At 64.3% G+C, this 25,787-nt stretch carries 26 protein-coding genes; 14 read left to right on the top strand and 12 right to left on the bottom strand.

Annotation, left to right across the window (positions count from 1 at the left end; genetic code table 11):
* The 6 genes from gspH to SM130_RS21310 are packed head-to-tail and all read left to right on the top strand — an operon-like array spanning position 1 to position 4,337.
* Positions 1-570 carry a type II secretion system minor pseudopilin GspH gene (gspH, locus tag SM130_RS21335; RefSeq protein ID WP_102826566.1) on the top strand — a complete coding sequence of 190 codons (570 nt, stop codon included), beginning with the start codon at positions 1-3 and terminating at the stop codon, positions 568-570.
* Positions 567-983, top strand: coding sequence for a type II secretion system minor pseudopilin GspI (gspI, locus tag SM130_RS21330; RefSeq protein ID WP_102826567.1), 417 nt, complete (start codon positions 567-569; stop codon positions 981-983). Before gspH ends, gspI begins: the two co-directional genes overlap by 4 nt.
* Positions 983-1,696 (top strand): type II secretion system minor pseudopilin GspJ, encoded by a 714-nt coding sequence (gene gspJ / locus SM130_RS21325; RefSeq protein WP_102826568.1) that lies wholly within the window; start codon positions 983-985, stop codon positions 1,694-1,696. The genes gspI and gspJ overlap by 1 nt, the downstream gene beginning before the upstream one ends.
* On the top strand, positions 1,693-2,685 hold the full coding sequence (gene gspK, locus SM130_RS21320; protein ID WP_102826569.1) for a type II secretion system minor pseudopilin GspK: 993 nt from the start codon (positions 1,693-1,695) through the stop codon (positions 2,683-2,685). The genes gspJ and gspK overlap by 4 nt, the downstream gene beginning before the upstream one ends.
* Positions 2,686-2,688: 3 nt before the next feature.
* A complete protein-coding gene (gene gspL, locus SM130_RS21315; RefSeq protein ID WP_102826570.1) occupies positions 2,689-3,822 on the top strand; it encodes a type II secretion system protein GspL in 1,134 nt (377 codons plus the stop codon).
* A complete protein-coding gene (locus SM130_RS21310) occupies positions 3,822-4,337 on the top strand; it encodes a type II secretion system protein M (RefSeq protein ID WP_102826571.1) in 516 nt (171 codons plus the stop codon). Before gspL ends, SM130_RS21310 begins: the two co-directional genes overlap by 1 nt.
* 67 nt (positions 4,338-4,404) lie before the next feature.
* Here SM130_RS21310 and SM130_RS21305 read toward each other — a convergent pair whose 3' ends face one another.
* From SM130_RS21305 to SM130_RS21295, 3 genes are all read right to left on the bottom strand, one after another.
* Positions 4,405-5,808 (bottom strand): aminoacyl-tRNA deacylase and HDOD domain-containing protein, encoded by a 1,404-nt coding sequence (locus SM130_RS21305; protein ID WP_102826572.1) that lies wholly within the window; start codon positions 5,806-5,808, stop codon positions 4,405-4,407.
* Positions 5,809-5,882: 74 nt separating this feature from the next.
* Positions 5,883-7,955: an ATP-dependent DNA helicase RecG gene (gene recG / locus SM130_RS21300; RefSeq protein WP_102826573.1), complete on the bottom strand. Its 2,073-nt coding sequence runs from the start codon at positions 7,953-7,955 to the stop codon at positions 5,883-5,885.
* A 4-nt stretch (positions 7,956-7,959) separates the two neighbouring features.
* On the bottom strand, positions 7,960-8,880 hold the full coding sequence (locus tag SM130_RS21295) for a hydrogen peroxide-inducible genes activator (protein WP_102826574.1): 921 nt from the start codon (positions 8,878-8,880) through the stop codon (positions 7,960-7,962).
* A gap of 134 nt (positions 8,881-9,014) precedes the next feature.
* Between SM130_RS21295 and SM130_RS21290 the strand changes: the two genes are divergently transcribed.
* From SM130_RS21290 to SM130_RS21275, 4 genes are all read left to right on the top strand, one after another.
* A complete protein-coding gene (locus SM130_RS21290) occupies positions 9,015-9,875 on the top strand; it encodes an NAD(P)-dependent oxidoreductase (RefSeq protein WP_102826575.1) in 861 nt (286 codons plus the stop codon).
* Between the two features lie 311 nt (positions 9,876-10,186).
* Positions 10,187-11,359: a zinc-dependent alcohol dehydrogenase gene (locus SM130_RS21285; RefSeq protein WP_102826576.1), complete on the top strand. Its 1,173-nt coding sequence runs from the start codon at positions 10,187-10,189 to the stop codon at positions 11,357-11,359.
* Positions 11,360-11,420: 61 nt separating this feature from the next.
* Positions 11,421-11,939: a transcriptional regulator gene (locus tag SM130_RS21280; protein WP_102826577.1), complete on the top strand. Its 519-nt coding sequence runs from the start codon at positions 11,421-11,423 to the stop codon at positions 11,937-11,939.
* A gap of 129 nt (positions 11,940-12,068) precedes the next feature.
* Positions 12,069-13,001: an AEC family transporter gene (locus SM130_RS21275; RefSeq protein WP_102826578.1), complete on the top strand. Its 933-nt coding sequence runs from the start codon at positions 12,069-12,071 to the stop codon at positions 12,999-13,001.
* A gap of 100 nt (positions 13,002-13,101) precedes the next feature.
* Here SM130_RS21275 and SM130_RS21270 read toward each other — a convergent pair whose 3' ends face one another.
* On the bottom strand, positions 13,102-14,049 hold the full coding sequence (locus SM130_RS21270) for a methyltransferase (protein ID WP_102826579.1): 948 nt from the start codon (positions 14,047-14,049) through the stop codon (positions 13,102-13,104).
* Positions 14,050-14,072: 23 nt separating this feature from the next.
* Positions 14,073-15,494: an iron-containing redox enzyme family protein gene (locus tag SM130_RS21265; RefSeq protein ID WP_102826580.1), complete on the bottom strand. Its 1,422-nt coding sequence runs from the start codon at positions 15,492-15,494 to the stop codon at positions 14,073-14,075.
* Between the two features lie 186 nt (positions 15,495-15,680).
* Here SM130_RS21265 and SM130_RS21260 point away from each other — a divergent pair, with 186 nt between their 5' ends.
* Both SM130_RS21260 and SM130_RS21255 read left to right on the top strand, forming a co-directional pair.
* A complete protein-coding gene (locus SM130_RS21260; protein ID WP_102826581.1) occupies positions 15,681-15,887 on the top strand; it encodes a hypothetical protein in 207 nt (68 codons plus the stop codon).
* 166 nt (positions 15,888-16,053) lie between these two features.
* Positions 16,054-16,395, top strand: coding sequence for a PilZ domain-containing protein (locus SM130_RS21255; protein WP_102826582.1), 342 nt, complete (start codon positions 16,054-16,056; stop codon positions 16,393-16,395).
* A gap of 25 nt (positions 16,396-16,420) precedes the next feature.
* On the opposite strand, the gene flhA is transcribed toward SM130_RS21255, so the two are convergent.
* The 7 genes from flhA to SM130_RS21220 form a co-directional block, all read right to left on the bottom strand.
* Positions 16,421-18,517: a flagellar biosynthesis protein FlhA gene (gene flhA, locus SM130_RS21250; protein WP_102826583.1), complete on the bottom strand. Its 2,097-nt coding sequence runs from the start codon at positions 18,515-18,517 to the stop codon at positions 16,421-16,423.
* Positions 18,514-19,656 (bottom strand): flagellar type III secretion system protein FlhB, encoded by a 1,143-nt coding sequence (flhB, locus tag SM130_RS21245; RefSeq protein WP_102826584.1) that lies wholly within the window; start codon positions 19,654-19,656, stop codon positions 18,514-18,516. Before flhB ends, flhA begins: the two co-directional genes overlap by 4 nt.
* Positions 19,649-20,428, bottom strand: a complete 780-nt coding sequence (gene fliR / locus SM130_RS21240) for a flagellar biosynthetic protein FliR (RefSeq protein ID WP_038664790.1) — start codon at positions 20,426-20,428, stop codon at positions 19,649-19,651. Before fliR ends, flhB begins: the two co-directional genes overlap by 8 nt.
* Before the next feature lie 21 nt (positions 20,429-20,449).
* Entirely contained in the window at positions 20,450-20,722 is a 273-nt protein-coding gene (locus tag SM130_RS21235; protein WP_014595416.1) for a flagellar biosynthetic protein FliQ, read from the bottom strand.
* Positions 20,723-21,654: 932 nt separating this feature from the next.
* Positions 21,655-22,410 (bottom strand): flagellar type III secretion system pore protein FliP, encoded by a 756-nt coding sequence (gene fliP / locus SM130_RS21230; protein ID WP_102826585.1) that lies wholly within the window; start codon positions 22,408-22,410, stop codon positions 21,655-21,657.
* Entirely contained in the window at positions 22,407-22,778 is a 372-nt protein-coding gene (gene fliN / locus SM130_RS21225; protein WP_102826586.1) for a flagellar motor switch protein FliN, read from the bottom strand. The genes fliP and fliN overlap by 4 nt, the downstream gene beginning before the upstream one ends.
* A complete protein-coding gene (locus SM130_RS21220; RefSeq protein WP_102826587.1) occupies positions 22,775-23,614 on the bottom strand; it encodes a FliM/FliN family flagellar motor C-terminal domain-containing protein in 840 nt (279 codons plus the stop codon). The genes fliN and SM130_RS21220 overlap by 4 nt, the downstream gene beginning before the upstream one ends.
* Positions 23,615-24,050: 436 nt before the next feature.
* Between SM130_RS21220 and SM130_RS21215 the strand changes: the two genes are divergently transcribed.
* Together SM130_RS21215 and SM130_RS21210 are read left to right on the top strand one after the other, a co-directional pair.
* Positions 24,051-25,433, top strand: a complete 1,383-nt coding sequence (locus SM130_RS21215; protein WP_102826723.1) for a sigma-54-dependent transcriptional regulator — start codon at positions 24,051-24,053, stop codon at positions 25,431-25,433.
* Positions 25,434-25,453: 20 nt separating this feature from the next.
* The gene (locus tag SM130_RS21210) at positions 25,454-25,774 is read left to right on the top strand and encodes a flagellar hook-basal body complex protein FliE (protein WP_102826588.1); all 321 of its coding nucleotides are present in this window, start codon (positions 25,454-25,456) and stop codon (positions 25,772-25,774) included.
* The last annotated feature ends 13 nt before the right edge of the window (positions 25,775-25,787 follow it).

The following is a 25,787-nucleotide window of genomic DNA, read 5'->3' as shown; positions in this document are numbered from 1 at the left end:
ATGCGGCGCCATGCCCGCGCCTTCACGCTGATCGAGCTGCTGGTGGTCATCGTCCTGCTGGGCATTCTGGTCAGCGTGGCGGTACTCAGTGTCGGTGGCTCCAGCACCTCGCGCGAGTTGCGTGACGAGGCGCGGCGCCTGGCTGCGCTGATTGGCGTGCTCAGCGATGAGGCGGTGCTCGACAGTCGCGAATACGGCCTGCTGGTAACCAGCGAAGGCTACCGGGTGCTGCGCTACGACGAGGCGGCGACGCGCTGGCTGGAGGTCGAGCGGCGCAAGGTGCACAAGGTGCCGGAGTGGATGCGCCTGGACCTGGAGCTGGACGGCACGCCGCTGGAGCTGCTGGCACCGCAGAAGCGTGAGGACGACCGCGCCGGGCTGTCCCGCGACGACGAGCGCACGGCGCGGGGGGCACCGCGGCTGGAACCGCAGCTGCTGATCCTTTCCAGCGGCGAGCTATCGCCGTTCAGCCTGCGCCTGTCCGAACGCAAACCGCGCGGCGGTGCCTGGCTGGTCGCCAGCGACGGCTTTCGTCTGCCAGAGGCGCAAGTCATCGAGGACAGGCGATGAGCAGACGCTTGGCCAGGGTCGGCCGTGGCTTCACCCTGCTCGAAGTGCTGGTGGCACTGGCCATCTTCGCCAGCGTGTCGGCGGTGGTGCTCACCGCGGCCGGACGCAGCCTGACCAACGCCGGGCGCCTGGAAGAACTGACCCTGGCTGGCTGGATCGCCGACAACCGCATCAGCGAACTGCAACTGCAGCAGATTTCCCCGGCGATCGGCCGCGAAACCCAGGAGCTGGATTACGGCGGCCGCCAGTGGCAGGCCCTCAGCGAGATCGAGGCCAGCGCCGACCCCGGCCTGCTGCGCGTCACGGTCTGGGTCGCGCTGAAAACGCCACGCGCAACCAGCGGCACACTGCCTGAGCGTGCGGTGACCAGTCTCACCGGCTTCATTGCGGTCGGTCGGGGAGCAGCGCGCTAATGGACGCACGCATGCGCGCCTGCGCTGGTTTCACCCTGCTCGAACTGCTTATCGCGATCGCCCTGTTCGCGCTGCTGGGGCTGGGCACCTATCGCATGCTCGAAGCGGTGCTGCAGAGCGACGAAGCCGTGCGTGCCCAGGAACTGCAACTGCGCGAGCTGAGCCGTGCCGTATGGGCCTTCGAACGCGACCTGCAGCAGGTGATCGGCCGACCTATCCGTGATGGCTTCGGCGACGAGCGCAACGCCTTTATCGGGCAGCTTGGTGGCGAGGATGGCGCGCCTGTGCTGGAGCTGACCCGCGCTGGCTGGCGCAACCCCACGGGGCTGCGCCGTTCGAACCTGCAACGGGTGCGCTGGCGGCTGGCCGGACAGAACCTCGAGCGCGTCTACTGGGTGGTGTTGGACCGCGACCTCGACAGCGAGCCGCGCGTGCAGCGGGTGCTGGAAAAGGTGCAGGGGCTACAGTTGCGTTATCTGGACGAAGAGGCCGTGTGGCACGAGGAGTGGCCACCATTCGATTTCGGCCGCGGCAGCCCGGAAGACGCCGCCGAACGCTTGCCGGTCGGGCTGGAGCTGAGCATCGAGCACGCGCGCTACGGCCGGGTGACGCGCCTGTTGCGGCTACCGGATGCCGCCGAGCAGGCGATGCAGCAGGCCTTGCCCGGCGCTGAAGGCGTGCCCGAGCCATTCGAAGGGGAGCTGACCCAATGAGGCGCCAGCAAGGGGTGGCGCTGATCACCGTGCTGCTGGTGGTGGCCATCGTTACCGTCGTCAGCGCGGCGATGGTGGCGCGTCAGCAGCTCAGCATTCGCGCCAGCAGCAACCAGCTGCAGGCGCGCCAGGCCTGGCACTACGCGCTCGGCGGCGAGGCGTTGGCGCAGGCCATGCTCGCACGGGACCTGCAGGCTGGCGCCAATGGCGAGCCGGGTGCGAATGGCGAGGCAGCGGCCGCTGTCGATCATCTGCTCGAACCTTGGGCCCAACCGCTACCGGCCTTCGAGATCGATCAGGGCGAAATCGTGGTGCGTATCGAGGATCTGGCCGGGCGCTTCAACCTCAACGACCTGCTGCGTGATCAGCAGCCCAACACCGCCGCAGTCGGGCAGTTCCGCCGTCTGCTACTGCGCCTGCAGATCAGCGCGCCGTACGCCGAGCGCCTGCTGGACTGGCTCGATCCGGACCAGCAACCGAGCGGCGAATATGGCGCCGAAGACAACGCCTATCTCGGCCTTGATCCGCCGTATCGCAACGCCGGGCGCCGGTTGCATGACCTGTCCGAACTGCGTCTGCTGCTGGACATGCGCGAGGAAGACTTTCAACGTCTGGCGCCCTATGTCGCCGCGCTGCCGCCCAACGTGCCACTCAACGTCAACACGGCAAGCCCGCTGGTGCTCTCCAGCCTCAGCGACAACCTCAGCCTTGGCGCTGCCGAATCGCTGGTGGAATTGCGCCGCGTCGCACCGTTTCGCAACAGCGCGGCCTTCCTCGCGCAGCCGGCCATGGCCGGGACTACGCTGCAGGGCACTGCGCTGGCGGTTGGCAGTCAATTCTTCCAGGCCACCAGCGAAGTGCGCCTGGGCGATCGCCGTCTGGCGCTGGTCAGCCTGTTGCAACGCGAGCAGGACGGCAGTGTGCGCGTGCTCGCGCGAAATCTTGGTCAGCCTGCTCGGCTGGCACGCTCATCCGATGGAGAACGCTAGATCATGGATTGCCTGTTTCTGCCCGCCGACAGTCCTGCCAGGCTCGATGGCGATACGCACGTCTATTGGCTGCCCAAGGACGGCCCAGGGCGCTGGCAGCCATTGGCCGATTGCAGCGGTAGCGGCGGCGCGGTCAGCCTGATCCTGCCGGCCGAAGTCTGCAGCTTCTTCGCCGTCACTCTGCCGACGCGCAAGGCGCGCTGGATGCAGCAGGCGCTGGCGTACGCCGCCGAGGAGCTGCTCGCCGAGAATGTTGATGATTTGCACCTGGCACTTGGCGAGACGCTGCTCGATGGCCGTCAGCGCGTCGTGGCGATCCGCCGCCAGCTGCTGTCCGGTTGGCTCGGACAACTGCGCGAGAAGGGTCTGCTGATCGTGGCGATTCACGTCGATGCTGACCTGCTGCCCCGTGAGGAGACGCAGCTTTTGTTCATCGGCGAGCGGGGCCTGCTCGGTGGCGTCGGCGAAACGCGGTTGGCCTTCGCCAGCCAAGATTGGCCACAGTTATCTACCCTCTGTCCGGCACCCTGGCATGCGCAGGGTGATGTCGCCGACCCGCCGGTAGCGCTGGATGACTATCGGAAGGTCGACGATCCCTACGCCTTTCTCGTCGCTCAGCGTGCGGCGGCGATCAATCTCGCCCAAGGCGACTTCGCCGTGGAGGTCGGCAATACCGGCCTCGGCTACTGGAAGCCGCTGTTTGCGGTCGTCGGGCTGATTCTGCTGGTGCAGCTGGGCTTCAACCTGAGCCAGGCCTGGTATTTCCAGCGTCAGGGCGATGCCTATGCCGATGCCAGCCTGGCCCTGTATCGCGAGCTGTTCCCTGAGGACGTTCGCATCGTCAACATGCGTGCGCAGTTCGATGATCATCTGGCGCGCGGCAGCGGCGGGCAGGCAGGCTTCCTGCGCCTGCTCGACCATGCTGCCGCGGCGCTGGAGGACGGTATCCCGGTGACCATCGGCCAGCTCGATTACAACCAGGATCGTGGCGATCTGGCGCTGCAGGTGCAGGCGATGGATTTCGCCACCCTGGAAACCCTGCGCCGACGCCTGGGTGAGGCCGGTCAGAACGTGCAGCTGGGCTCGGCCAGTCGCGAAGGCGACGGCGTCAGCGCCCGCGTGGTCATCGGAGGCTGATGATGAATCTCAAACAACAACTGGCCGTGCGCCTCGCCGATTCACCACTGTGGCAACGCTGGCAACGTCTGGCCCCCCGCGAGCGCACCTCGCTGAGCCTGCTCGGCGCCTTTCTGCTTGCGGTGCTGTTCTACCTCTGGCTGTGGCTACCGGCGCAGCGCCAGGCTGCCGATGCGCGTGAGTACTACCAGGCGCAGCGTGAGCTGCACGCCTACATGGAGCAGAACACCGAACTGGCGCGGCAGATGGAACGCAGCAACCAGGTCGAGTTGGTGCCGGAGCAGCTGCAAGGGGTTATTACCGAAAGCGCGCAGCAGGGCAATTTGCTGATCGAGAGCTTCGACAACGGCAGCGACGGCAGCCTGCAGGTAAGCCTGCCCGGCGCCTCTTATGCGCTGCTGCTGCGCTGGTTCGACACGCTGCAGGGCCAGGGGGTGAGTGTTACGGAAGTCAGCCTGGAGCGCGCCGGCGAAGGGCTGGTGAATGCGCGAGTGAGCTTTCGCGCAAGCAGCTGATGGTTCCGGGGATCCTGATACGCCACCGGGCCTGCAGCTTTTGCCGCAGGCCCGATGGCATCTGCCATCAATGTGGCGGATTGAACTGCATTGCCAGCGCACGTAGCGCAGCCTCGGCGGCGAGCACCTTGCCCACGGCGTCGTTGGCTTTCTCGCGGGTAATGCCCAGACGATCGAAAAGATGCTGCGGCACCTCGGCGTCCGGCCCGCTGCCGATACCGCGATTACGCAGCATGCGCACCGCCAGGCAGACCAGATTCGGATAGGCCGCATCGTCGCCGTCGTAGCCCGGGTCGTTCTGGAAGCGCAGCGCAGCGGCCAGTTCTTCGGGCATGCCCCACAGACGCATCAACCAGGCACCGATCTGCTCGCGGGTGATGCCCAGTAGGTGTTGCTCGATGTGGCAGTGCGAAAGGTGCGGGTTGGCTTCCAGATGCCGGCAGATCAGCGAGAAATGCGGCGGGAAGACGTGCGCCAGTACCAGATAGCCGAAGCTGTGCAGCAGCCCGGCGAGGTAGCTCAGGCCGGGTTCCGGGCGCTGTTCGCGGGGAATTGCGCGGGTCAGGCCTTCGATCACCGCAGCGGTATAGATCGCCTGCTGCCAGTAGGGCGTGGCGTCCTGCGGCTTGTCGTTGGGCAGGCTGATGGTCTTGCCCAGCGCCAGACCAAGGGCGAGGTTGATGACCAGGTCGAAACCCAGCACGCGGACGATGGCGTCCTCGACCGAACGAATGCGTCCCGGCGCTGCGTAGTAGGGCGAGGCGGCCCAGCTGATCACCTGTGCGGCCAGGGCAGGGTCGGTTTCCACCACGCCGGTGATGTCGTCCACCGTGGCGTCGGGATTGACCCGCAGCTTGATGATCTTCTGCGCCGTATGCGGCAGCGGCGGGATCTCGATGGTTTCTTCCAGGCGTTTCTGGATACGTCGCGCAGTAAAGCTCTGCACTGCCTGAGTGATCTCCGCGCGGTCGTCGTCCGGGCGGTTCAGGTTGGGTCGAATACTGCTCAACGGCACGGCGAAGCTGCCGGCTGTAGCCTTGCTCAGCAGGCGCTTGAACTCGCCACTGGCCACCTCCACCAACAGGCCCGGCTGACCGGACTCCACCAGCAGGCGCGGTTGTTGAAGCAGTTGCTCCTCGTACAGACAGGGTGAACTGGTCAACGGCGGCAGGCCGGGTAGACGCGTCAGCTCATGTTTGGCGAGCATGCGCGCCAGCCGCTCCGGCTTAACCGCAGCCAGCTCGCGCCCGGTGAGTTCGGCCAAGCGCGCCAGGTCGAGCAGATGGTCCTGCGGGAAGAGCACCAGCATGGCGCCAATGCTGTCGTCCAGCAGCACGGCCTGAACCCGCTGGGTGGCGGGAAAATTGGGGCGGTCGCGCTGAATCTGGTAACTCACACCGAGGTCTTTCAACAGCTTGGTGATCAGCAGGGGCAGTTCGGAGCAGCTTTCGGTGTCGACAGCAGTATTCATGAGCGGACCCGTTGTGGTGACTGCCGGAGTATAGCGAAGCCGTCAGACACAGGCGCTGTGGCGACGGATGGTTGTCATACCTGGCCGTATTCCTGGCCATGACGCAGCCAGCGTTCGAGCAGCGGGCTGACATGCTGCGGCCAGCGTGCCAGTAATTCCTGCGCGGCGTCGCGCACCGCCGGCAGCAGTTCGGCGTCGCGCATCAGGTCGGCGACTTTGAACTGCAGCAGGCCGGTTTGGCGGGTGCCGAGCATCTCGCCGGGGCCGCGCAGTTCCAGATCCTTCTCGGCGATCAAAAAGCCGTCGCAGGTTTCGCGCATGATCGCCAGCCGCTCGCGGCCCAGTTGCGACAGCGGCGGGTGGTAAAGCAGTACGCAATGGCTCGCCGCACTGCCACGCCCGACCCGCCCGCGCAGCTGGTGCAGCTGCGCCAGGCCCAGGCGCTCCGGGTTCTCGATGATCATCAGGCTGGCGTTGGGCACGTCGACGCCCACTTCGATCACCGTGGTGGCGACCAGCAGTTGCAATTCTCCACGCTTGAACTGATCCATCACCGCCGCCTTCTCCGTCGGCTTCATCCGTCCGTGGATCAGCCCGACGCGTAAGCCAACGAGCGCCGCCGAAAGATCCTCGAAGGTGGTTTCGGCAGCCTGGCAGGTGAGTTCCTCGGACTCCTCGATCAGCGTGCACACCCAGTAGGCCTGGCGGCCTTCGTTGCAGGCGATGCGCACCCGTTCGATCACTTCCAGACGACGACTGTCGGCGATTACCAGCGTGTTCACCGGGGTGCGACCCGGCGGCAGCTCGTCGAGGATCGAGGTGTCGAGATCGGCGTAGGCGCTCATCGCCAGGGTCCGCGGGATCGGTGTGGCGGTCATGATCAGCTGGTGCGGGCAGAGCCGCCCGTCGATGCCTTTCTGCCGCAGAGCCAGCCGCTGTTGCACGCCGAAGCGGTGTTGCTCGTCGATGATCACCAGCGCCAGGCGCTTGAATACCACTTCGTCCTGAAACAGTGCGTGGGTGCCGACCACCATCGGGCAGCCGGCGGCTATCTGTTCCAGCGCGCTGGCGCGGGTTTTGCCCTTGAGCTTGCCGGCCAGCCAGGCAACCTCGATGCCGAGCGGTTCGAGCCACCTGGTGAAGTTGATGAAGTGCTGCTCGGCGAGGATCTCGGTCGGCGCCATCAGCGCGACCTGATAGCCGGCCTCGAGCGCCTGCAGCGCGGCGAGCGCGGCGACCACGGTCTTGCCGGCACCGACGTCACCCTGCACCAGACGCAGCATGGGCTCGTCCTGGGCCAGGTCATAGGCGATCTCGGCGCCGACGCGCTGCTGAGCGCCGGTGGGGGCGAAGCCGAGGTTGGCCAGAAATCGCTTCGGCAAGCGCTGCGCCGGCGGCAGCGCTGGTGCCTGCTGGGCGCGAACCCGTTCGCGCAGGCGCTGCAACGACAGCTGGTGGGTCAGCAATTCCTCGAATGCCAGGCGATGTTGCGCCCAGTGCCGGCCTTCGGCGAGTTCTTCCAGATTGGCGTCGGTCGGTGGCCGGTGCAGGTAGCGCAACGCCTGATCCAGTGGGCCGAGGTGATAATCACGGGCCAGCTCCGCGGGCAACCAGTCCGGCAGACTGTGCGGGCCGAGACGGCTCAGTGCCTGCTCGCTGAGATTGCGCAGGCGCTGCTGGGTCAGGCCTTCGGTGGTCGGGTAGATCGGCGTCAGGGTCTGTTCGACTGGCGGCGGTTCGCCGGTCAGTGCGCGGTATTCGGGATGGTAGATCTCCAGTCCCGAAGCACCGGGGCGGGCTTCGCCGTAGCAGCGCAGCTGGGTGCCGCGCTTCATGGCTTCCTTCTGCGCCTGGCTGAAATGGTAGAAGCGCAGGCTGAGGGTGCCGCTGCCGTCCTGCAGGCGTACCAACAGGCTGCGACGGCGACCCATGACGATATCGGCGCCGGATACGATGCCTTCGATCACCGCGTCTTGCCCCGGTCGCAGTGCGCCGATCGGCACCACGCGAGTGCGGTCCTGGTAGCGCAGCGGCAGGTGGAAGAGCACGTCCTGCAGGGTTTCCAGGCCGACCCTGGCGAGCTTTTCGGCCAGAGCGGCGCCGACGCCCTTGAGTGCGGTGACCGGAACGGTCGCCAGTTCGCTCATGGCCTCAGGATTTCGCCGCCGTCGGTTTGCCTACGGAGCACAGGCGAATCGAGTCAGCGAGGATTTCGATGGCCTTGGGCCGTGGAAAGCTGGCGCGCCAGGCGATCGCCACGGTGCGGAACGGTACGGGCGGCGTCAGCGGGCGGATTTCCAGCACGCCGGGGGCGTAGTGGTGGCTCTCCACCGCCGACAGCGGCAGGATCGACACGCCCAGACCCGAGGCGACCATGTGGCGGATGGTTTCCAGCGAGCTGGATTCGACCGTGGTGTGGCTCGGCGCCTCGCCTTTGCGCGTGGTCGGGCAGGCTTCGAGCACCTGATCGCGGAAGCAGTGACCTTCGCCGAGCAGCAGCAGGCTCTTGTCGTTGAGCATCTCGGCGTTGATGGTTTCCTTGGCCGTCCACGGATGGTCGGCCGGCATCAGTACGTAGAAGGGCTCGTCGTAGAGCGGCTTGGTCAGCACGTCGGCTTCCTGGAACGGTAGCGCGACGATGATCGCGTCCAGCTCGCCGGTGCGCAGCTTGTCGCGCAGGATGTGAGTGAAGTTCTCTTCGATGTACAGCGGCATGTCTGGCGCCACGCGGTGCAGCTGCGGAATCAGATGCGGGAACATGTACGGGCCGACGGTGTAGATGGCACCGACCTTGAGCGGCGCGGCCAGCTGATTCTTGCCGACCTGGGCCAGTTCGCGAATGCTCTGCGCCTGCTCCAGCACCTTCTGCGCCTGGGTCACGATGCCTTCACCGACCGGGGTCAGGCGCACCGCGCTTTTGGTGCGCTCGAAGATCAGTACGCCCAGCTCGTCCTCGAGCTTCTTGACGCCGACCGAGAGGGTCGGCTGGCTGACGTGGCAGCGTTCGGCGGCACGGCCGAAATGCTGTTCCTGGGCAAGCGTGACGATATAGCGCAGTTCGGTCAGGGTCATAGTCAGTATCCATCAAAGTGCCTGCAAGCATAGCCTTTTGCGCAGCGCAGAACCAACCAGTCGGCCATGCCGTGAAAGTCGGTACACTCCATTGCATACGGCCCGTATAGCGGGTGCAACTAAGGGAGCAGAACATGGGCAAGCGCCTGAGCGTATTGATCGCAGGTTGCGGCGACCTTGGCAGTCGTCTCGGCCTGCAAATGAGCCGTGCCGGCTGGACCGTCTACGGCGTTCGGCGCAACGCCGCCGCGCTGCCGGTGCCGATCCTGCCGATCAAGGGCGACCTCGCCGAGACGGCCTGCCCACGCAGCTGGCCCAACGGCGGGCTGGATTATCTGGTCTACGCTGCCTCCGCCACCGAGCATGACGAGCCGGGCTACCGCCAGGCCTATGTCGAGGGGCTGCGCAATGTGCTCGGTTGGCTGCAGCAGCGCGGTCAGCAGCCACGGCGCGTGTTGTTCGTCTCCAGCACGGGCGTTTACGCCCAGCGCGACGGCGAATGGATCGATGAAGCCTCGCCGACGGAGCCTGGCGGGTTCACCGGGCAGGTGATGCTCGAGGCCGAACAGCTCGCTTTGGGTTGTGGCGTGCCGGCCACTTGCGTGCGCATGGGCGGCCTGTATGACCCGTCGCGGCCCTGGTTGCAGAATCAGGTACGCGCCGGCTTGCGCGTCGAGCGTGATCCGCCCCAGTTCAGCAATCGCATCCATCGTGACGATGCCGCCGGACTGCTGGCCTTTCTGCTGCAGGCCGACGCCAGCGGTGTTGCGCTCGAGTCGTGCTACCTCGGTGTCGATGACGACCCGGCGCCGCTGCATGAGGTGGTCGACTGGCTGCGCGAGCAGCTGGGTATCACCCATTGGGCCGAGCAGAGCATGACCCGCCGTGCCGGCAGCAAGCGCTGCAGCAATGCCCGCGCGCGTGCATTGGGCTGGAAAGCCAGATTTCCCAGCTATCGCGACGGCTACGCCTCGCTCGGACGCAATCGGCACTAGTGACCTGTTTGGTAAGTCCAGTTGGTCAATTTCGACGCCCATGGCCCCGATACTGTGTGCTGCTCCTTGCCATAGCCCCGCTATGACGCGTCGCAGCGCCTTGTCTCGGAGCCATGTTCATCCAAACTTGCCTCAACCCACTCACCGCACGGGCCACTAGGCATGCAGCCCGTCGGCAATCGGGCAACTCTCGCGCGGCGCTGCTTACTAAAACCCTGACAGCACGCCGCACCGGCCACAGAGGAGTTACAGCGAGGCAGCAGGAGAATCACCGAGACGGCGTTTCCAAACACCCGACCAGGAGATTGTCCATGAGAGCCCTCCGCTGGCACGGCAAGCACGACATCCGCTGCGACAACCACGTCCCCGATCCCTCTATCGAAGATCCGCGCGACGCCATCATCAAGGTGTCGTCCTGCGCCATCTGCGGCTCCGACCTGCACCTCTACGACGGCTTCATGCCCGGCATGCAGCACGGCGACATCATGGGCCACGAGTTCATGGGCGAAGTGATGGAGGTCGGCTCGGCGAACAAGAAGCTCAAGGTCGGCGACCGCGTGGTGGTGCCCTTCACCATCGTCTGCGGCGAGTGCGACCAGTGTCGGCGCGGCAATTTCTCGGTGTGTGAACGCACCAACCGCAACAAGGACATTGCCGACAAGGTGTTCGGCCACACCACTGCCGGGCTTTACGGCTATACCCATCTGACTGGCGGCTATGCCGGCGGCCAGGCTGAGTACGTTCGTGTGCCCTATGCCGATGTCGGCCCGGTGGTGATTCCCGAGGGGCTGACCGACGAGCAGGTGCTGTTTCTCGGCGACATCCTGCCCACCGGCTGGCAGGCCGCGGCGCAATGCGACATCCAGCCCACCGACACCGTCGCGGTGTGGGGTGCCGGGCCGGTCGGCCAGTTCGCCATCCGCAGTGCGGTGATGATGGGCGCCGAGCAGGTCATCTGTATCGACAATGTGCCCGAGCGCCTGTCCATGGCCCGCGCCGGTGGTGCCATCACCATCAACTTCGACGAAGAGAGCGTGCTCGAACGCCTCAAGGAGTTGACCCGCGGCAAAGGCCCGGAGAAGTGCATCGACTCGGTGGGCATGGAGGCGCATGCGGCGCGCTCGATCGACTCGATGTACGACCGCGCCAAGCAGGCAATGATGCTCGAGAGCGACCGGCCGCACGTGTTGCGCGAGATGATCTACGTCTGCCGTCCGGCTGGCATCATCTCCATTCCCGGCGTCTACGGCGGGCTGATCGACAAGATTCCGTTCGGCGCGGCGATGAACAAGGGCCTGACCTTTCGCATGGGCCAGACCCACGTCAATCGCTGGACCGATGACCTGCTCAAGCGCATCCAGGAAGGCCAGATCGACCCGAGCTTCGTCATCACCCACAGCGTCAGCCTCGAGCAGGGTCCGGAGATGTACAAGACCTTCCGCGACAAGCATGACGGTTGTATCAAGGTGGTCCTCAAGCCATGAGCCTGTCGCTGATCCCTGAAATAGGGCGCGGCCGAGCCAATACATCGAACGAGGAGTCTTCATGAGCATTCCACGTCAAGTTACCCGGCCCAACCATTCCGCGCGCTCGCTGGCGCGCGGGCTGGGCTGGTTCAGCATCGGTCTGGGCGTCGTCCAGCTGGTTGCGCCACGCCAGGTGGCACGCTTCATCGGCATGTCCGGCAGCGAAGGCGTGATCCGCGCCTGCGGCCTGCGCGAGATCGCTACCGGGGTCGGCATCCTGCTGACCGATGATCCGAAACCCTGGATCTATGGTCGTGTCGGCGGCGATGCGCTGGATCTGGCCGGTCTCGGCTGGAGCATCGAGCATGGCGACCGGCCGGCCAATGCAGCCATCGCCGCCGGTGCGGTGGCCGGCATCACTGCGCTGGACCTGCGCTGCGCCAAGGCTCTGGATGCCGAGCGCATGCCGGTCACCGAATGGGACTACAGCGACCGCAGCGGCTTTCCGGGCGGTACGCAGCAGATCCGAGGCAGCGTCGCAGCCGAGTTCGCCGCCGCGCGAGCCGAGCCCAACGGTTATTCGCCGTCGGTGCACTGAGCTGAAGTTCGGGGTCGACCGGGCGCCGCATGGTCGACTCTGAGCGCGACGATCCGTCGCATTTGCTATGGTGGCCGGCCGTTTCGGTCGCAGCCGAGTGCCGCGTCGCCAGTTTGCAGATGAGAGTTCATGTCCTCGGTCGTCAATGTCGTTCTGCCCGTCTTTGCGCTGATCCTGCTCGGTTACCTGTGCCGCCGCAGCGGGCGGATGGGGCCGACCGGCGCCTCCGAACTCAACCGTTTCGTCGTCTGGCTGGGCCTGCCGGCGCTGCTGTTCAGCGTCGTCGCCACCTCGACCTGGGAGCAGCTCTGGCAGCCTGGCTTTATCGCCGCGTTCGCCATCGGCTGCTTGGGCGTATTCGCCTTTACCCTTGCGTATCGCATGTTGCAGAAGCAGCCGCTGGTCGATGCCAGTCTGGATGCGCTGGGGGCGTCCTATGCCAATACCGGCTATGTCGGGATTCCGCTGTGCATGCTGGTGCTCGGCGATGAGGCGCTGCAGCCGGCGATGGTCGCCTCGATCGTGGTGGTCTGCGTGCTGTTCGCCATTGCCCTGGCCTGCGTTGAGACCGGCCTGCATGCCGGGCAGGGCGTCGTGCGTACGCTGGGCAAGGTCAGCCGTGCACTGGTACGCAACCCGCTGGTGATTGCTCCCGTGCTTGGCGCGCTGTGGGCAGCCAGCGGCCTGCAATTGCCGGTGCCGCTGGCGACACTGCTCAAGCTGCTGGGTGCGGCGGCGGCGCCCTGTGCGCTGGTTTCGCTGGGGCTGTTCCTTGCCCAGCCACAGCCGGGAGGTCAGGTGCAGGGGGTGTGGCCGCTGGTGGCGCTGAAGCTGGTGGTGCAGCCGCTGATCACTTGGTATCTGGCTTTTCAGGTGTTCGAGCTGCCGACGCTGTGGGCCTACTCCGCACTGCTGCTCAGCGCGCTGCCCACCGGCACCGGGCCGTACATGCTTGCCGAATTTTACGGCCGGGAAGGCTCGCGGGTGTCGCGGGTGGTGCTGCTCTCGACGCTGGGCTCGCTGATCACCCTGTCGCTCATTCTGGTGCTGTTGCCAGTCTGATGCGCGCTCACTTGCGCGTGGCTAAGCCTGCAGCGTTATCCACCCTACGCCTGGCCCGATCGTAGGGTGGAAGACCGCGAAGCGTTCCACGCGGGAACGATCAGCCCGTCGCCCGCGTTACTTGCAGCACTACGGCGGCGATGCGATCGCACTTGACGTAGGCGCCGCCCAGCAGCTCTTCGCCAAACACGTCTGGGTCGACTTCACGATAACTCCACTGCAGGTCGGTGCGTTCCAGGCGCTGGCGCACTTCCGCGAGGAAGGGGTCCTGGTTGCCGATCATGGCGACGCCGGTGTACAGCAGCAGCGTGCCACCAGGTGCCAGGCGACCGAGTGCTGCATCCAGAATCGCCAGCGACAGGCCGGCGCCGAGTGGTCCGCCGCCGTGGCGGTAGGCGCGCTGATCGGCATCGACCAGATAGGGTGGGTTGGCCAGGACCAGATCGAACTCGCCCTCGGCGGCGCTCAGCAGGTCGCTGTGTTCGGCACGCAGGTTGTCTGCGCCGGCCAGCGCCGCGTTGATGCGTGTCAGACGCAGCGCCTGCGGGTTGATATCCACTGCCAGCACTTCGGCTTGCGGTCGCGCCAGGGCGGTGAGAATCGCCCCGGCGCCCGAGCCGCAGCCGATGTCCACCACGCGGCGGATCTCGCCGGCATGCTGGTTCAAATGGCTGCAGATGGCGCTGGCGAAACGGTAAGTGTCCGGGCCGAAGAACACTGCATCGCTGGCTTCGGTGGGAAAGGCCGAATGCAGGAACAGCTGGCCGTCGAGGCTGGACAGGCGCACCTTGGCGCGCCAGCGCGAGCCGCAGGCTTCCAGCATCTGGGCCTGATCCATCAGGCTGAACAGCGGCGGCGGCAACAACTCGTGCTGGAACGGTCGGCTCCAGCCGAACACCCCCGGGAGGTCATCGGCGAGTGCGTTTTCCGGGCGCTGGTTGACCCGTTCATGGGTCAACGGCGTGGGGGTGATGAAGTGATAGCCGCGATCACGCAAAGCCTGGCCGAGATGCAGCAGCGCGCGGTCCTGCGCATTTTCCATGGTCATCGTCGCTTTCCTTGGTGGTGCCGTCAGTTGAAGAGTCCGTTGAACAGCCGCGTGGCCAGCAGGCCGGCGGCGCTGTGGTGCCGCTGCGGGGCGAGCAGGGGCAGCAGCAGGCGCATGCGGGCGGCGCGATCTGGCAGACGCGCCACCTGCTGCTCGAGCAGCTGCAGCTCTTCGTCGAAATCGTTGCTGGCGGCTTTCTCGGCAAGTTGTGGCATGGCCGGCCCCGGCGCTGCGCGACGGGCGTTGAACAACGCCTGACGCTGCAGCAACGCACCACGCGGGCTGCGCTTGCCATCGGCCTGCCAGTCGTCGGCAATCCAGTCGTGGATCATCTGCTGCTCGTAGGCGCTGAAAACCCCGAACATGGGTGCCTGGTCACCAACGATCAGCTGCCAGAAGCGGCTTTCCTGCGGATCGTGGCCCCGCTTGATCCAGCCGCGCTTGTCCAGCACGTCGAGGAACTGCTCGACGTCCTCGGCCAGCCACTGGTTGACCGTGCGGCCTTCGAAGCGGCAGTAGTCGGAATGCACGAACTGGCCGACCGCGGCCTTCTTCTCGAAGATGCGCTGTACCTCGCGGGACAGGTCGAAGTCGCCGATCACCGAGACGGTGCTGGCGCCGAGGTCGTTGAGCCTGTAGCCGTCGCGTACCCGTCGATAGAACTCCGCGCTGTCGCCGACCTGCGGCAGGGCGTCCAGCAGGCCCTGCACGGCCTTCTTCGCGTGGCCGTTGTCAGCGTTGTCGACAGTGACGTGCAGGGTGAAGTAGTAGGGGTCGATGCCCAGTTCGGTCAGCTCGTAGGAGGTGATCAGCAGGTGCAGCGGCAGCTGTTCGTAACCCAGATTGAAACCGATCACTTCCGGCAGGAACTGCTCGGCGTGCTCGGCCAGGGCCAGCTGGATGGCGCCCTGGACGAAGTGCTCATCGTCCAGCTCCTGCCAGTCATCGCAGCCCTGATTGGCCAGCAGCTTGCGGTAGAGCACCACATGATTCTTTTCCGGCAGGCCCTCGCCGAGTTCTTCCAGATAGGTCTGGATCAGCGCAGTGAAACGCGCATCGTCCCAGCGCTGCAGCAGGCCGTAGAGCCAGGCGCCATCGACCAGCTTGGTCGGCGCCACCCCGCGCAGAAAATGCAGCGCGTGCGCCTTGCTCGAGAAATAACGGCGTGCTCCACCGGCCCGGCGCTGATCGAGATAGGCCTGGTACTGGCGGCCAACGGTTTCGGTGCGTTGCATGACCCAGGCGTGCAGGTCCGCCGGGTCTTCCGGCAGGTCGCAAGGCAAGGCGGCAGCGGCGTCGAGCTGCAGGCGCAGGTAATCCACAGCACGGTCGCGCGCGTGCTCGTCAACCTCGCGCACGAGGGCGAAGTACAGCGCGCGGGACGACTGGTCTGGCTCCGGACTGATGGCAGGGGTGATCGGCAGGCTGCGAGAATTCAGTTGCATGATTCTGTTCTGTGGCAGTTCTAGTGAAGTTTTGGCTGCCCGGCCGCGGGTTTAGTTCAGCTGCTCCGCCGAGCGGCCATTGGTCCAGAAAGCCAGCCAGACCCTGCAACTTCCGCCGGCCCGACCCTTCCTAAGCGAGAGGCGCCGCGGATCGGCCGAGGCGCTGCGACGAACGAGGAGTGTGTGATGAGCGAGAACGAACAGGGCCGCGAAAGCATCGAGTCGATCGACCAGACGGGCGCCGCCCACGAGCAGAATCCGGAAACCACCTCGACCCAGGGCGAGGTCGCCGGCGGTGACGAGAGCGACGTGCCAGGCGGTGCCTACAACGTGCCGCCAGGATTGGCCGATGAGGTAAGCGAAGAGCCAGCCCAGGGCGAGTCGAAGCGCTAGGCGCAGTGGGCGACGGTGTGATGGATATCACGAGGATGATCGGGATGGCGGGTTGCGTTTAACTGCAGCGGCGATTGGGTCGCCTGCTGGCTCTATACATTGCCAGCGACCGCGGCAGCGGAGCCTTCCGTGCCGCGGTACCGATCCATCTGCCCGAGCAACGGACATGCGCCAGCACAGTCGCTTCAGCTTCCGCCACATCAGCGGCATCCAGGTCACCAACCGGCTGAACGGCGAGCCGATGGGCTACGTTGCTGATCTGTCGCTCGGCGGGCTGCGCCTGGTCGCCAAACAGCCGCTGGCGGTCGGCGGCTGTTACGAGATGGTGTTGCATGTGCCGGAACAGGGGGAGCGGGTGCGCCAGATCGAGGCTGTGGTGATTTGCCAGTGGTCGCGCAAGGATTCACGCAGAGACAGCTTTGAAATGGGCTTCGCCCTGGATCGGCCGTCGGCGGACTTCGCTGCCATGGTGGCCAATCAGCTGCCGCGCCGCCGCAGGATCTACTGACACTCCCTGCGGCGACGGCTGGGACTTAACCCAGCGTACCGAGGATGTTCACACCGACGCGGTCGGGAATCTCGTTCTGCGACAGCACGTGCAGGCCCGGGCTGAAGACCCGTGCGTAGCGCGACAGCAATGGGCGCAGCTGGGGCATCACGGTAAGGATCGGCGGATGGCCGTCCTTGCGCAGCTTTTCCTTCACCACCGGCATGCTGTTCTGCAGCTGGTTGAGCAGGCTCGGCTCCACCGGGATATTGTCCAGGCTGACCTGGCCGGCTTGCTGGGCGATGGCGAGCGCATTGAGCAGGGTGTTCTCCAGCGCGTTTTCCAGCACGAATACCGCCAGCTCGCGACGATCTCCGGCAATCATCGATACGATGCTTCGACGCAGCGCATAGCGCACGTCGGCGGCCAGTAGCACGGGGTCCTTGGTGGTCTCGCTGCATTCGAGCAAGGTGCTGGCAATGGTTTCGATGTCGCGCAGCGGCACCTCTTCCTGCAGCAGCTGACGGTACACGCGCATCTGCTGGGTGTAGCTCAGGGCGTTCTTCAGGCTTTCGGCGAGTTTCGGCGCCTGCACGGTCAGGCGCTGCATCAGGTGCTCGACGTCGTCGTGCTTGAACAGATCGGGCAAATGCTCGCGGATCACCTTGTTCAGGTGCGTAGCAATGACGCTGGCGCAATCGATCACCTGATAGCCGAGGTTCAGCGCGCGGGACTTGTCCGTAGGCTGAATCCACACCACCTGCATGCGATACGCCGGATCGGTACCAAGGATGCCGTCGATCTCGCCATAGAGTTCCGGTGAGGGAATCGCCATCAGCCGATCGGCGTGCAGCTCGGCGCCGTCGATTTTCTCGCCGTTGATGTAGATGTCGTACTGCGAGGCCTTGAGTCGCAGGCTGTCGCGGATCTGCACTTCCGGCAGCAGGAAGCCGAGGTGCTCGGAAAGGGTCTGGCGCACGCCGCGTACCCGCGCCGGCAAGGGCGCCCCGGACGCTTCGTTAACCAGGCCGACCAGCTTGTAGCCAAGCGATACCGACAGCCGCTCGACCAGCGGAATGTCTTCCCAGGCCAGGCTCTGCGCCTTTTCCTTGTCCATTGCCTGGCCGAGCTGCTGAATCTCCTTGAGATCGGCGCCGGCCGCTGGCGGCTCGTGCAGCGAGACGCGCCAGGCGATGAAGGCGATCAGCGCGGCGAAGCCGAGGAATGCCAGGTGCGGCATGCCCGGGACCATGCCGAGCACGAAGAGAATGCCCGCCACGGTGTACAGCGAGGCCGGGTTGGCCAGCAGCTGGCGCTGCACCTGGCTGGTGATATCGCTGGATTCATTGATGCGGGTGACGATGATCGCCGCCGCGGTAGACAACAGCAGCGCCGGAATCTGCGCCACCAGGCCGTCACCGATGGTGAGCAGGGCGTATTGCTTGAAGGCTTCGCCGGCGGCCAGGTCGTGGACGAACACGCCGATGGCGAAACCGCCGAAGAGGTTGATCAGCAGGATCAGGATGCCGGCGATGGCATCGCCGCGGACGAACTTCGAGGCTCCGTCCATGGCGCCATAGAAGTCGGCTTCCTTGGCCACTTCCTGGCGCCGCGCCTTGGCATCTTCCTGGGTCAGCAGGCCCGCGTTGAGGTCGGCGTCGATGGCCATCTGCTTGCCCGGCAGGGCGTCCAGGGTGAAACGTGCGGTGACTTCGGAGATGCGCTCGCCGCCCTTGGTGATGACGATGAAGTTGATGATCATCAGGATCACGAACACCACCAGGCCGACGATGAAGTTGCCGCCAATCACCACCTCGCCGAAGGCCTCGATCACCTTGCCCGCGGCGCCCGTGCCCGAGTGGCCTTCGAGCAGCACCACGCGGGTCGAGGCGACGTTGAGCGTCAGGCGCATCAGCGTGGTGACCAGGATCACCGTGGGGAACAGTGAGAAATCCAGCGGACTCTTGGACGACACGCTGACCAGCAGCACCAGCACCGCCATGGCGATGTTGAAGGTGAACAGGATGTCCAGCAGCTGCGGCGGCAGCGGCAGGATGATCATCGCCAGGATCGACAGGATGATCAGCGGAATGCCGATCCGGCCACTGCGGAAGGTGGGCGTCAGTTTCTGAATCAGGCTCATGAGCGCGCTCGGTTGAACAGTTCTTCGGGGATGTGGATGTTGCTGGCCAGCGCCGGTTTGCCCTGGCGCCGACCCTGCTTCCAGGCCTTGAGCTGGAGGATGTAGGTCAGTACATGGGCCACGGCGGTGTAGAGCGGTGCGGGGATCTGCTGATTGACCTGGGTGCTGTAGTAGATCGCGCGGGCCAGCGGCGGTAGTTCGATCACTTCCAGCGCGTTGGCCTGGGCCATCTTGCGGATGTACAGCGCCATCTCATCGACGCCACGGGCGATGACGAAGGGTGTTTCGGCCTTCTTCGGGTCGTACTTGAGTGCCACGGCATAGTGGGTCGGGTTGACGATCACCACGTCGGCCTCCTTGATCACCTTGGTGATCTGCCGCTGCGCCAGCTGGCGCTGCAGTTGCTTGATGCGTGCCTTCACCTCGGGTCGACCTTCCTGGTTCTTGTGCTCTTCCTTGCGCTCCTGCTTGGTCATGCGCATTTTCTTCAGGAAGAAGAAGCGCTGCAGCGGGATGTCGATGAAGGAGAACAGCACGAATACCAGCAGCAACGAAATCGCCAGGTCGAAGGTCAGCGAGAAGGCACCGCCGATGGCGTTGAAGATATCGGTGCGCTGCAATGCGATCAGCCGCGGCGCCGCGTAGTGAAGCTGCCAGGCAGCGATGCCGAGCAGCGCGGTGATCTTCAGCAGCGACTTGGCCAGTTCGCTCCAGTTCTGCGCGCCGACCATCCGTCCCAGTCCGGTAATGGGGTTGAGCTTGCTGAACTTCGGCGCGAAGTTCTTCGAGGCGAACACCCATCCGCCGGGCACCAGGGCAAAAACGATGACCAGGATCGGCGTCAGCAGCAGCGGCAGCAGCACGCTGATGAACACCAACAGGTTGTGCAGCAGGATCACCTGCACATCGTCGATGCCGATTTCGCTCTGATGGAAGTTGATATAGGAGTAGCTGAAGCTCTGCTGCATGCCGTCGAGAAACAGCCCGGCGCTGAGCTTGAGCAGCAACAGCGTGGCGAGCAGCGAAACGGTGGTAGCGACGTCCTTGGAGCGGGTGACCTGGCCGTCGTCGCGACTCTTCTTGAGTTTCTGCTCGGAGGCCTCTTCGGTCTTTTCCTGGCTGCTGTTCTGCTCAGACATGGCCGCTGCTCCTGAGCAGTACGCCGATCTTGTCCAGCAGGTCGCGGGTCAGATGCAGGTAGGCCTCGGCGAGGTTCGGCAGGGTCAGGTAGATCAGCGACAACCCGGCCAGGATCGCCATGGGAAAGCCCAGCGAGAACAGGTTCATCGCCGGCGAGATGCGATTGAGCAGGCCGAAGCAGAACTGCACCAGCGTCATGCAGAAGACGATCGGCAGAGCGATCAGCAGCGCCGCCGAAATCACCCAGGCCATCGACCAGGCAATGGTCTGCAAGCCGTCGTAGAACAGCCCGCTGCCGATCGGCCAGTAGACGAAGCTCTGGTAGATGATGCTCACCGTGACCAGATGGCCGTCGATGGCGAAGAACAGCAGCGCCAGCAGGATGAAATACAGCTGGTAGATGATCGAGGCCGAGGAGACGCCGTTCATGGGGTCGTTGAACACCGCCATGGACAGACCGAGCTGGGTCGAGACCACGTCACCGATCAGGGTGAACACGGTGAAGACCAGGAGCAGCGCCAGGCCCAGCAGCAAACCCATGGCGATCTGCTCGATGGCCGCCAGCATGCCAGCCAGCGACAGCGGGTCGAGATTGGGCGGCGTCGGCAACGCGGCGCCCAGCACCAGGGTCAGCGCCAGCGCCAGGAGGATGCGCACACGCACGCTGATCGCCTTGTGGCTGAACATCGGAGCCAGGCTGAACACGGCCATGATCCGGCAGAACGGCCACCAGTAGGCGAGCAGCGATTGCAGGTATTGGCCAGCGTGCATGAGGGGATCGTTGGGCATGATTCAGCCGACCAAGCGACCCGCCTGCTGGAAGGTTTCGATGAACAGGTCGCTCAGCGTGCGCAGGATCCAGTGCCCGGCGAACACCAGCATGCCGAGGGTGATCAACAGACGTGGGAGGAAGCTCAGCATCTGTTCGTTGATCTGCGTGGCGGCCTGGAAAATGCTGATCAAGAGGCCGCCGAGCAGACTCGGGACGATCAGCACGCAGACCACCAGGACGATCACGTGGATGGCGTTGGAGACGATATGGACGGCGGTGTCGGGGGTTAGCATTGGGGCACCTTTGAGGTGACGGTGAATGCACCGCTTGGCCAGGCGGCGAACTGCAGCTTTGGCTTTGCTTGTTGTGGGAGCGGGCTTGGCCACGAAGCGTTTCGGCTTGGGCTTCTGGGGTTAATGCCTATTGGCCGGGATGGCCGACGCATTGGTTTCGCCCTGCTGGGCGACTCACTTTTTTCAGTCGCGAAAAAAGTAAGCAAAAACGCTTGCCCCTCCATCCGGGTCTCGCTGCGCTCGACTTCCCTCATTCCATCGCTGCTCCGAGGGTCGCCGCGCAAGGGCCATCCATGGCCCTTCACGGCTCTCGCGGCATCCATGCCGCTCGCCCCTCTGCGCAGCGATTCCATTCGGCCTTCTGAAAGGGGCGTTTGGTGTCGCCTGTCAGGTCGTGCGATGCAAAAGCAGCTTTGGCCGCAGGCAGGCTCCGTAGGGTGGAAAACTGCGAAGCATTTTCCACCGCAATCGACGCGGCAATCGGTATCGAAATTTGCCTTTGAATATCGGTGGGTAAGCTTCGCGTTACCCACCCTACATTCTCTTGAACCCCGCACATCCACTTCGCTGCATGGCCTTTCAGGCGCGACCGAATCGCCCCTTTCAGAAGGCCGAGCGTAGGTGGCGTGGAAGGGGTTGAGCGGCATGGATGCCGCGAGAGCCGCGATGGGCCAGGGATGGCCCTTCGCGGCGGGCCCCTGGAACGTCACCGGAGCGAGGGAACCCCGGCGCAGCCGGGGCCGTATGGAGGGGCAAGCGTTTTTGCTTACTTTTTTCGCGTTTGAAAAAAGTGAGTCGCCCAGCAGGGCGAAACCGATGTATCGGCCAACGCCGCTAACAGGCCATGCCTCCAGAAACCCAAGCCCAAACGCTTCGCGAGCAAGCTCGCTCCTACAGGTAAGGCGCACGGCAAAGGCATCCATTCTCACCACCTAAAACGGCTGAATACTGGTGGTCAACGTCCCCATCAACAGCGCCCAGCCGTCGACCAGCACGAACACCATCAATTTGAACGGCAACGAAATCATCATCGGCGAGAGCATCATCATGCCCATCGCCATCAGCACGCTGGCCACCACCAGGTCGATCACCAGAAACGGCACAAAGATCATGAAGCCCAGCTGAAATGCAGTCTTCAGCTCGCTCAGCACGAACGCCGGCAGCAGTAGCGAGAAGTCCAGGTCGTCGAGGTTTTCCGGCAGTTCCTCACCGGCCAGCGCGACCATGGTTTCCAGGGAATTCTTGTTGGTCTGCGCCAGCATGAAGCCCGCCAGGCTGCCCTTGGCCGAGTCCAGCGCCTGTTCGAGCGTGATCTCGTCGTTCTGGAACGGCTCGTAGGCCTGGCTGTGGATGTCCTGCCAGACCGGACGCATCACCAGCAGGGTGACGATCAGGGCGATGCCGATCAGCACCTGGTTCGGCGGGCTCTGCTGCAGGCCGATGGCCTGGCGCAGGATGGCCAGCACGATGATGAAACGGGTGAAGCAGGTCATCATCATCAGCATCGCCGGCAGGAAGCCGAGCAGGGTCATGATGATGAGGATCTGCAACTTCACCGAGAACTCCTGGCCGTTCTCGGTATCGTTCAGGTTGAACAGGGTGATCTCACCACCGGCGGCCTGGGCTGCCAGTGGCATCAGGCCGAGCAGCAAGAGGCCGAGCAGGCTCAACCCGCGACGCAGGTTCATGGGGCGAAGGCGTCCAGGCTGGTGCCGGACAGCTCGACAATGCGCAGGCCGTAGCTGCCATTCATCACCACCACCTCGGCTTTGGCGAAGAGGGTGCCGTTGACCTTCACGTCCAGTGGTTCGCCGGCCAGCTTGTCGAGCACGATGACACTGCTGGTGTCGCACTCCATCAATTCCTTGAGGGAAATTTCCGCCGAGGCGACCTCGAGGGTGACGTTCACCGGAATCTTGCCGAAGAAGCTCAGGTCCTGGCGCGGTGCAGGTGCCGCGGCAGGGGCTTCGAGCGCTGGAGCCTCGGCGCTATCCAGGCTGAGGTCGCCTTCGTTGATGAGGTTTTCGAATTCGTTGTCGGAAAGATGACCGTTCATTGGGTGTTCACGCTTTCAAGTGAAGTAAGGAACAGGGCTCCGTCCTCTTCGAAGATGGTGCCGCGATAGAGCTTCTGCTGGTTGATGCGCACTTCGTAGCGGTCCAGCGGGCGCAGCATCAGGATGTCGTCGAGCTGCAGCGCGAGCACCTGCGCCAGCGGCATCTGCGCCGACGCGACCACGCAGTCGAGGCGCACCGGCAGATGCTTGATGTGATCGATGGGATTGCCCGGCAGGCGTGGCGGAGGTGGGCCGGCCAGGCGACTGGTCAGTTCATCGACCAGCTCGGTATCCAGATAGATGTAGATCGAGGAGCGGCTACCGGTGATATGGCTGATGTACTCGTACTCCGCCACATACTCCCAGCTGGTTTCCTCGTAGTCGTTGCGATAGCTGTCGAGCTTGCCGAACGTATCGCCGGACAATATCGAGCGAGCAAATATGTCGGTGATGTCCATGCCCAGACGATTGCGCATGCGCTGTTCTGAGGTACTGATCGGCGGCGTGTCCTGGCTGGCCACTACGGTGCCGCCGTAATAACACTCCAGCGCTTCGGTAAGCAGTGCGCGATCGATGGAGAAACCAACTTTCCCCATGGCCGAACGATAGATGCAGTCCGGCTCTTCACTGCGCTCTTCCTGAACATTGATCTTGTTCAGTTCGAGGTTGATCCGATAGTTGCGCAGGAAATAGTCGCCAATCAGGCGCGGGTTCTTGTTGGTGCTTTCCTTGATGTACTGCGGAATCTTGTGGTGATGCCGTCCCAGCTTCTGCGGTTTCAATACAGTCAGGCTTTGGGCGGGCACGCCATGGTGGACTTTTGAATTGCCAGTCATGTTGTGAACTGTATTTCCTGGGGTCGGTTAACACGGCGGCGTTGCCGCTGGCCGTGCATGCAGATGATTGGCTGGCAGGCACGGGTGTTTTCCCGGGCACGGCTCTAGCGTGCCGCCATCCTAGGCCTGGGCGCGTGAGGGAGTTAAATCAAGAGATATCAAATGAGCTTTTTTGAGCGCATCAGGCATCCGTTGATTTCAATTAAGCAGAACTGATTGGGGAATTGATCCGACGTCCTGATAGCGTGCGCGCACTTGTCCGGGAAGTGCCGTTGGGGAAATCGCCCGGATGGCGAAGTTGCCATGCAGAAGGCGGCCAGTAGTTCCGGAAAATTAAATCGTTTTTTTCTTTCGCTTTTTTTGGCGTCGCGCCGTGCCTCGGCAAGGCAACTACCAGAAGGGCAAGGTGGTCACATTGAAAAGTGTCAGTCAGGCAATGAATTACTCATGCGACGAGCTATTCGATGAATTGCCGGCGAAGAAGGTCGCGATCATCGGAAGTGCGCATGAGGCCGCTTGCGATTTTCTCCAGGCGGGGTTGCGTCGGCAGGGCTGCAAAGTTAGCCGTTACGATGTTCTGGATGGTCTGGGTAGATCCGAGATCGACCAGTTTTCCCTGATGTTTGTTGTTGTCGGTAGTTTGCCGGCGCGCTCCTTATATGCGCAGGTAGAAACACTGACGCGACGGGCACGCAATCTCAGTGTCATTCCGGTGGTTGAATACGCCGATCAGGAAAAGGCGGCAGCGCTGCTCGAGATCGGTTGTGTCGATTACCTGCTGTCGCCGTTCAGTGAAGCTCAATTGGCTGCGCTGCTGCGCCGACAGGTCTGTGCCGAGGCCGCCCAGGAAAGCTTCGTCTCCTGCTCACAAGCTGGCCGCCGGCTGCTGGCCATGGCCCAGCGCGTTTCGCTGACCCGCGCGCCGATCCTGATCACCGGCGAGACCGGCACCGGCAAGGAGCTGATGGCGCGCTACATCCATCGCTTCTCCGCCAGCGCGGACGCGCCGTTCATCGCGGTCAACTGCGCGGCGATTCCCGAGCAGATGCTTGAATCCATTCTCTTCGGCCATGAAAAAGGCGCCTTCACCGGTGCGGTGAATGCCCAGCCCGGCAAGTTCGAGCTGGCCAACGGCGGCACCCTGCTGCTCGACGAGATCGGCGAGCTGCCATTGGGGCTGCAGGCCAAGCTGCTGCGCGTGTTGCAGGAACAGCGCGTGGAGCGTCTGGGTGGGCGGCGCGAGATCGAACTCAACGTGCGCATCATCGCGGCGACCAACCGCGACCTGCAGCAGGAAGTCGCCGAGGGCCGCTTCCGTGCCGACCTGATGTTCCGCCTCGACGTGCTGCCGCTGCACATCAGCCCGCTGCGCGAACGCAAGGAAGACGTGCTGCCGCTGGCTCGCCGCTTCATCAGCAAATACGCCCCGCAGGAAGCCCATGACGAGCTGCTCACCGAGGACGCCTGCCGCGCGCTGTTGCAGCACGACTGGCCCGGCAATGCCCGTGAGCTGGAAAACACCGTGCAGCGTGCGCTGGTGCTGCGCAACGGGCTGTTCATTCAGCCGCAGGATCTCGGCCTGGCGGCACCTGTCGCCGCCTCGGTCCGGGTCGAGAAGCCGCTGGCGCTCGCGGCCGAGAACGGCAAGGCAGCCCTGCGTGCCAGCGGCAAGTGGGCCGAGTACCAGCATGTCATCGACACCATCCGCCGCTTCGACGGCCACAAGACCAAGGCTGCGGCGAGCCTGGGCATGACCTCACGCGCCTTGCGCTACCGCCTCAATGCGATGCGCGAGCAGGGCATCGAGCTGAATTTCTGAATGATCGGGGGAGAGCAACCATGAGTTCCATTACTCAGGTGCAGCAGGATCTGCTGGGCCGCATGCAACAACTGGCCGGTGCCGCGGAAGGGCAACCGATCCGCCCGTCGAGCATGGCGGCCAATGCCATCAGCGGTTCGTTCGAGGCGGCGCTGCGTTCGGTGGATGCCGAGCAGCACAAGGCCGGTGCGGCGATGGCGGCCGTCGATAGCGGCAAGAGCGATGACCTGGTCGGCGCAATGATCGACAGCCAGAAGGCCAGCGTGTCGTTCTCCGCCCTGCTGCAGGTGCGCAACAAACTGACGACGGCGTTCGACGACGTCATGCGAATGCCGCTGTAACCGGCCCAGAGAG

This window comes from Stutzerimonas stutzeri, from assembly GCF_038561965.1.
In the GTDB taxonomy this organism is placed as follows: domain Bacteria; phylum Pseudomonadota; class Gammaproteobacteria; order Pseudomonadales; family Pseudomonadaceae; genus Stutzerimonas; species Stutzerimonas stutzeri_AA.
The sequence above is the reverse complement of the archived record's forward strand: the minus strand, read 5'-3'. Positions and strand labels throughout refer to the sequence as shown.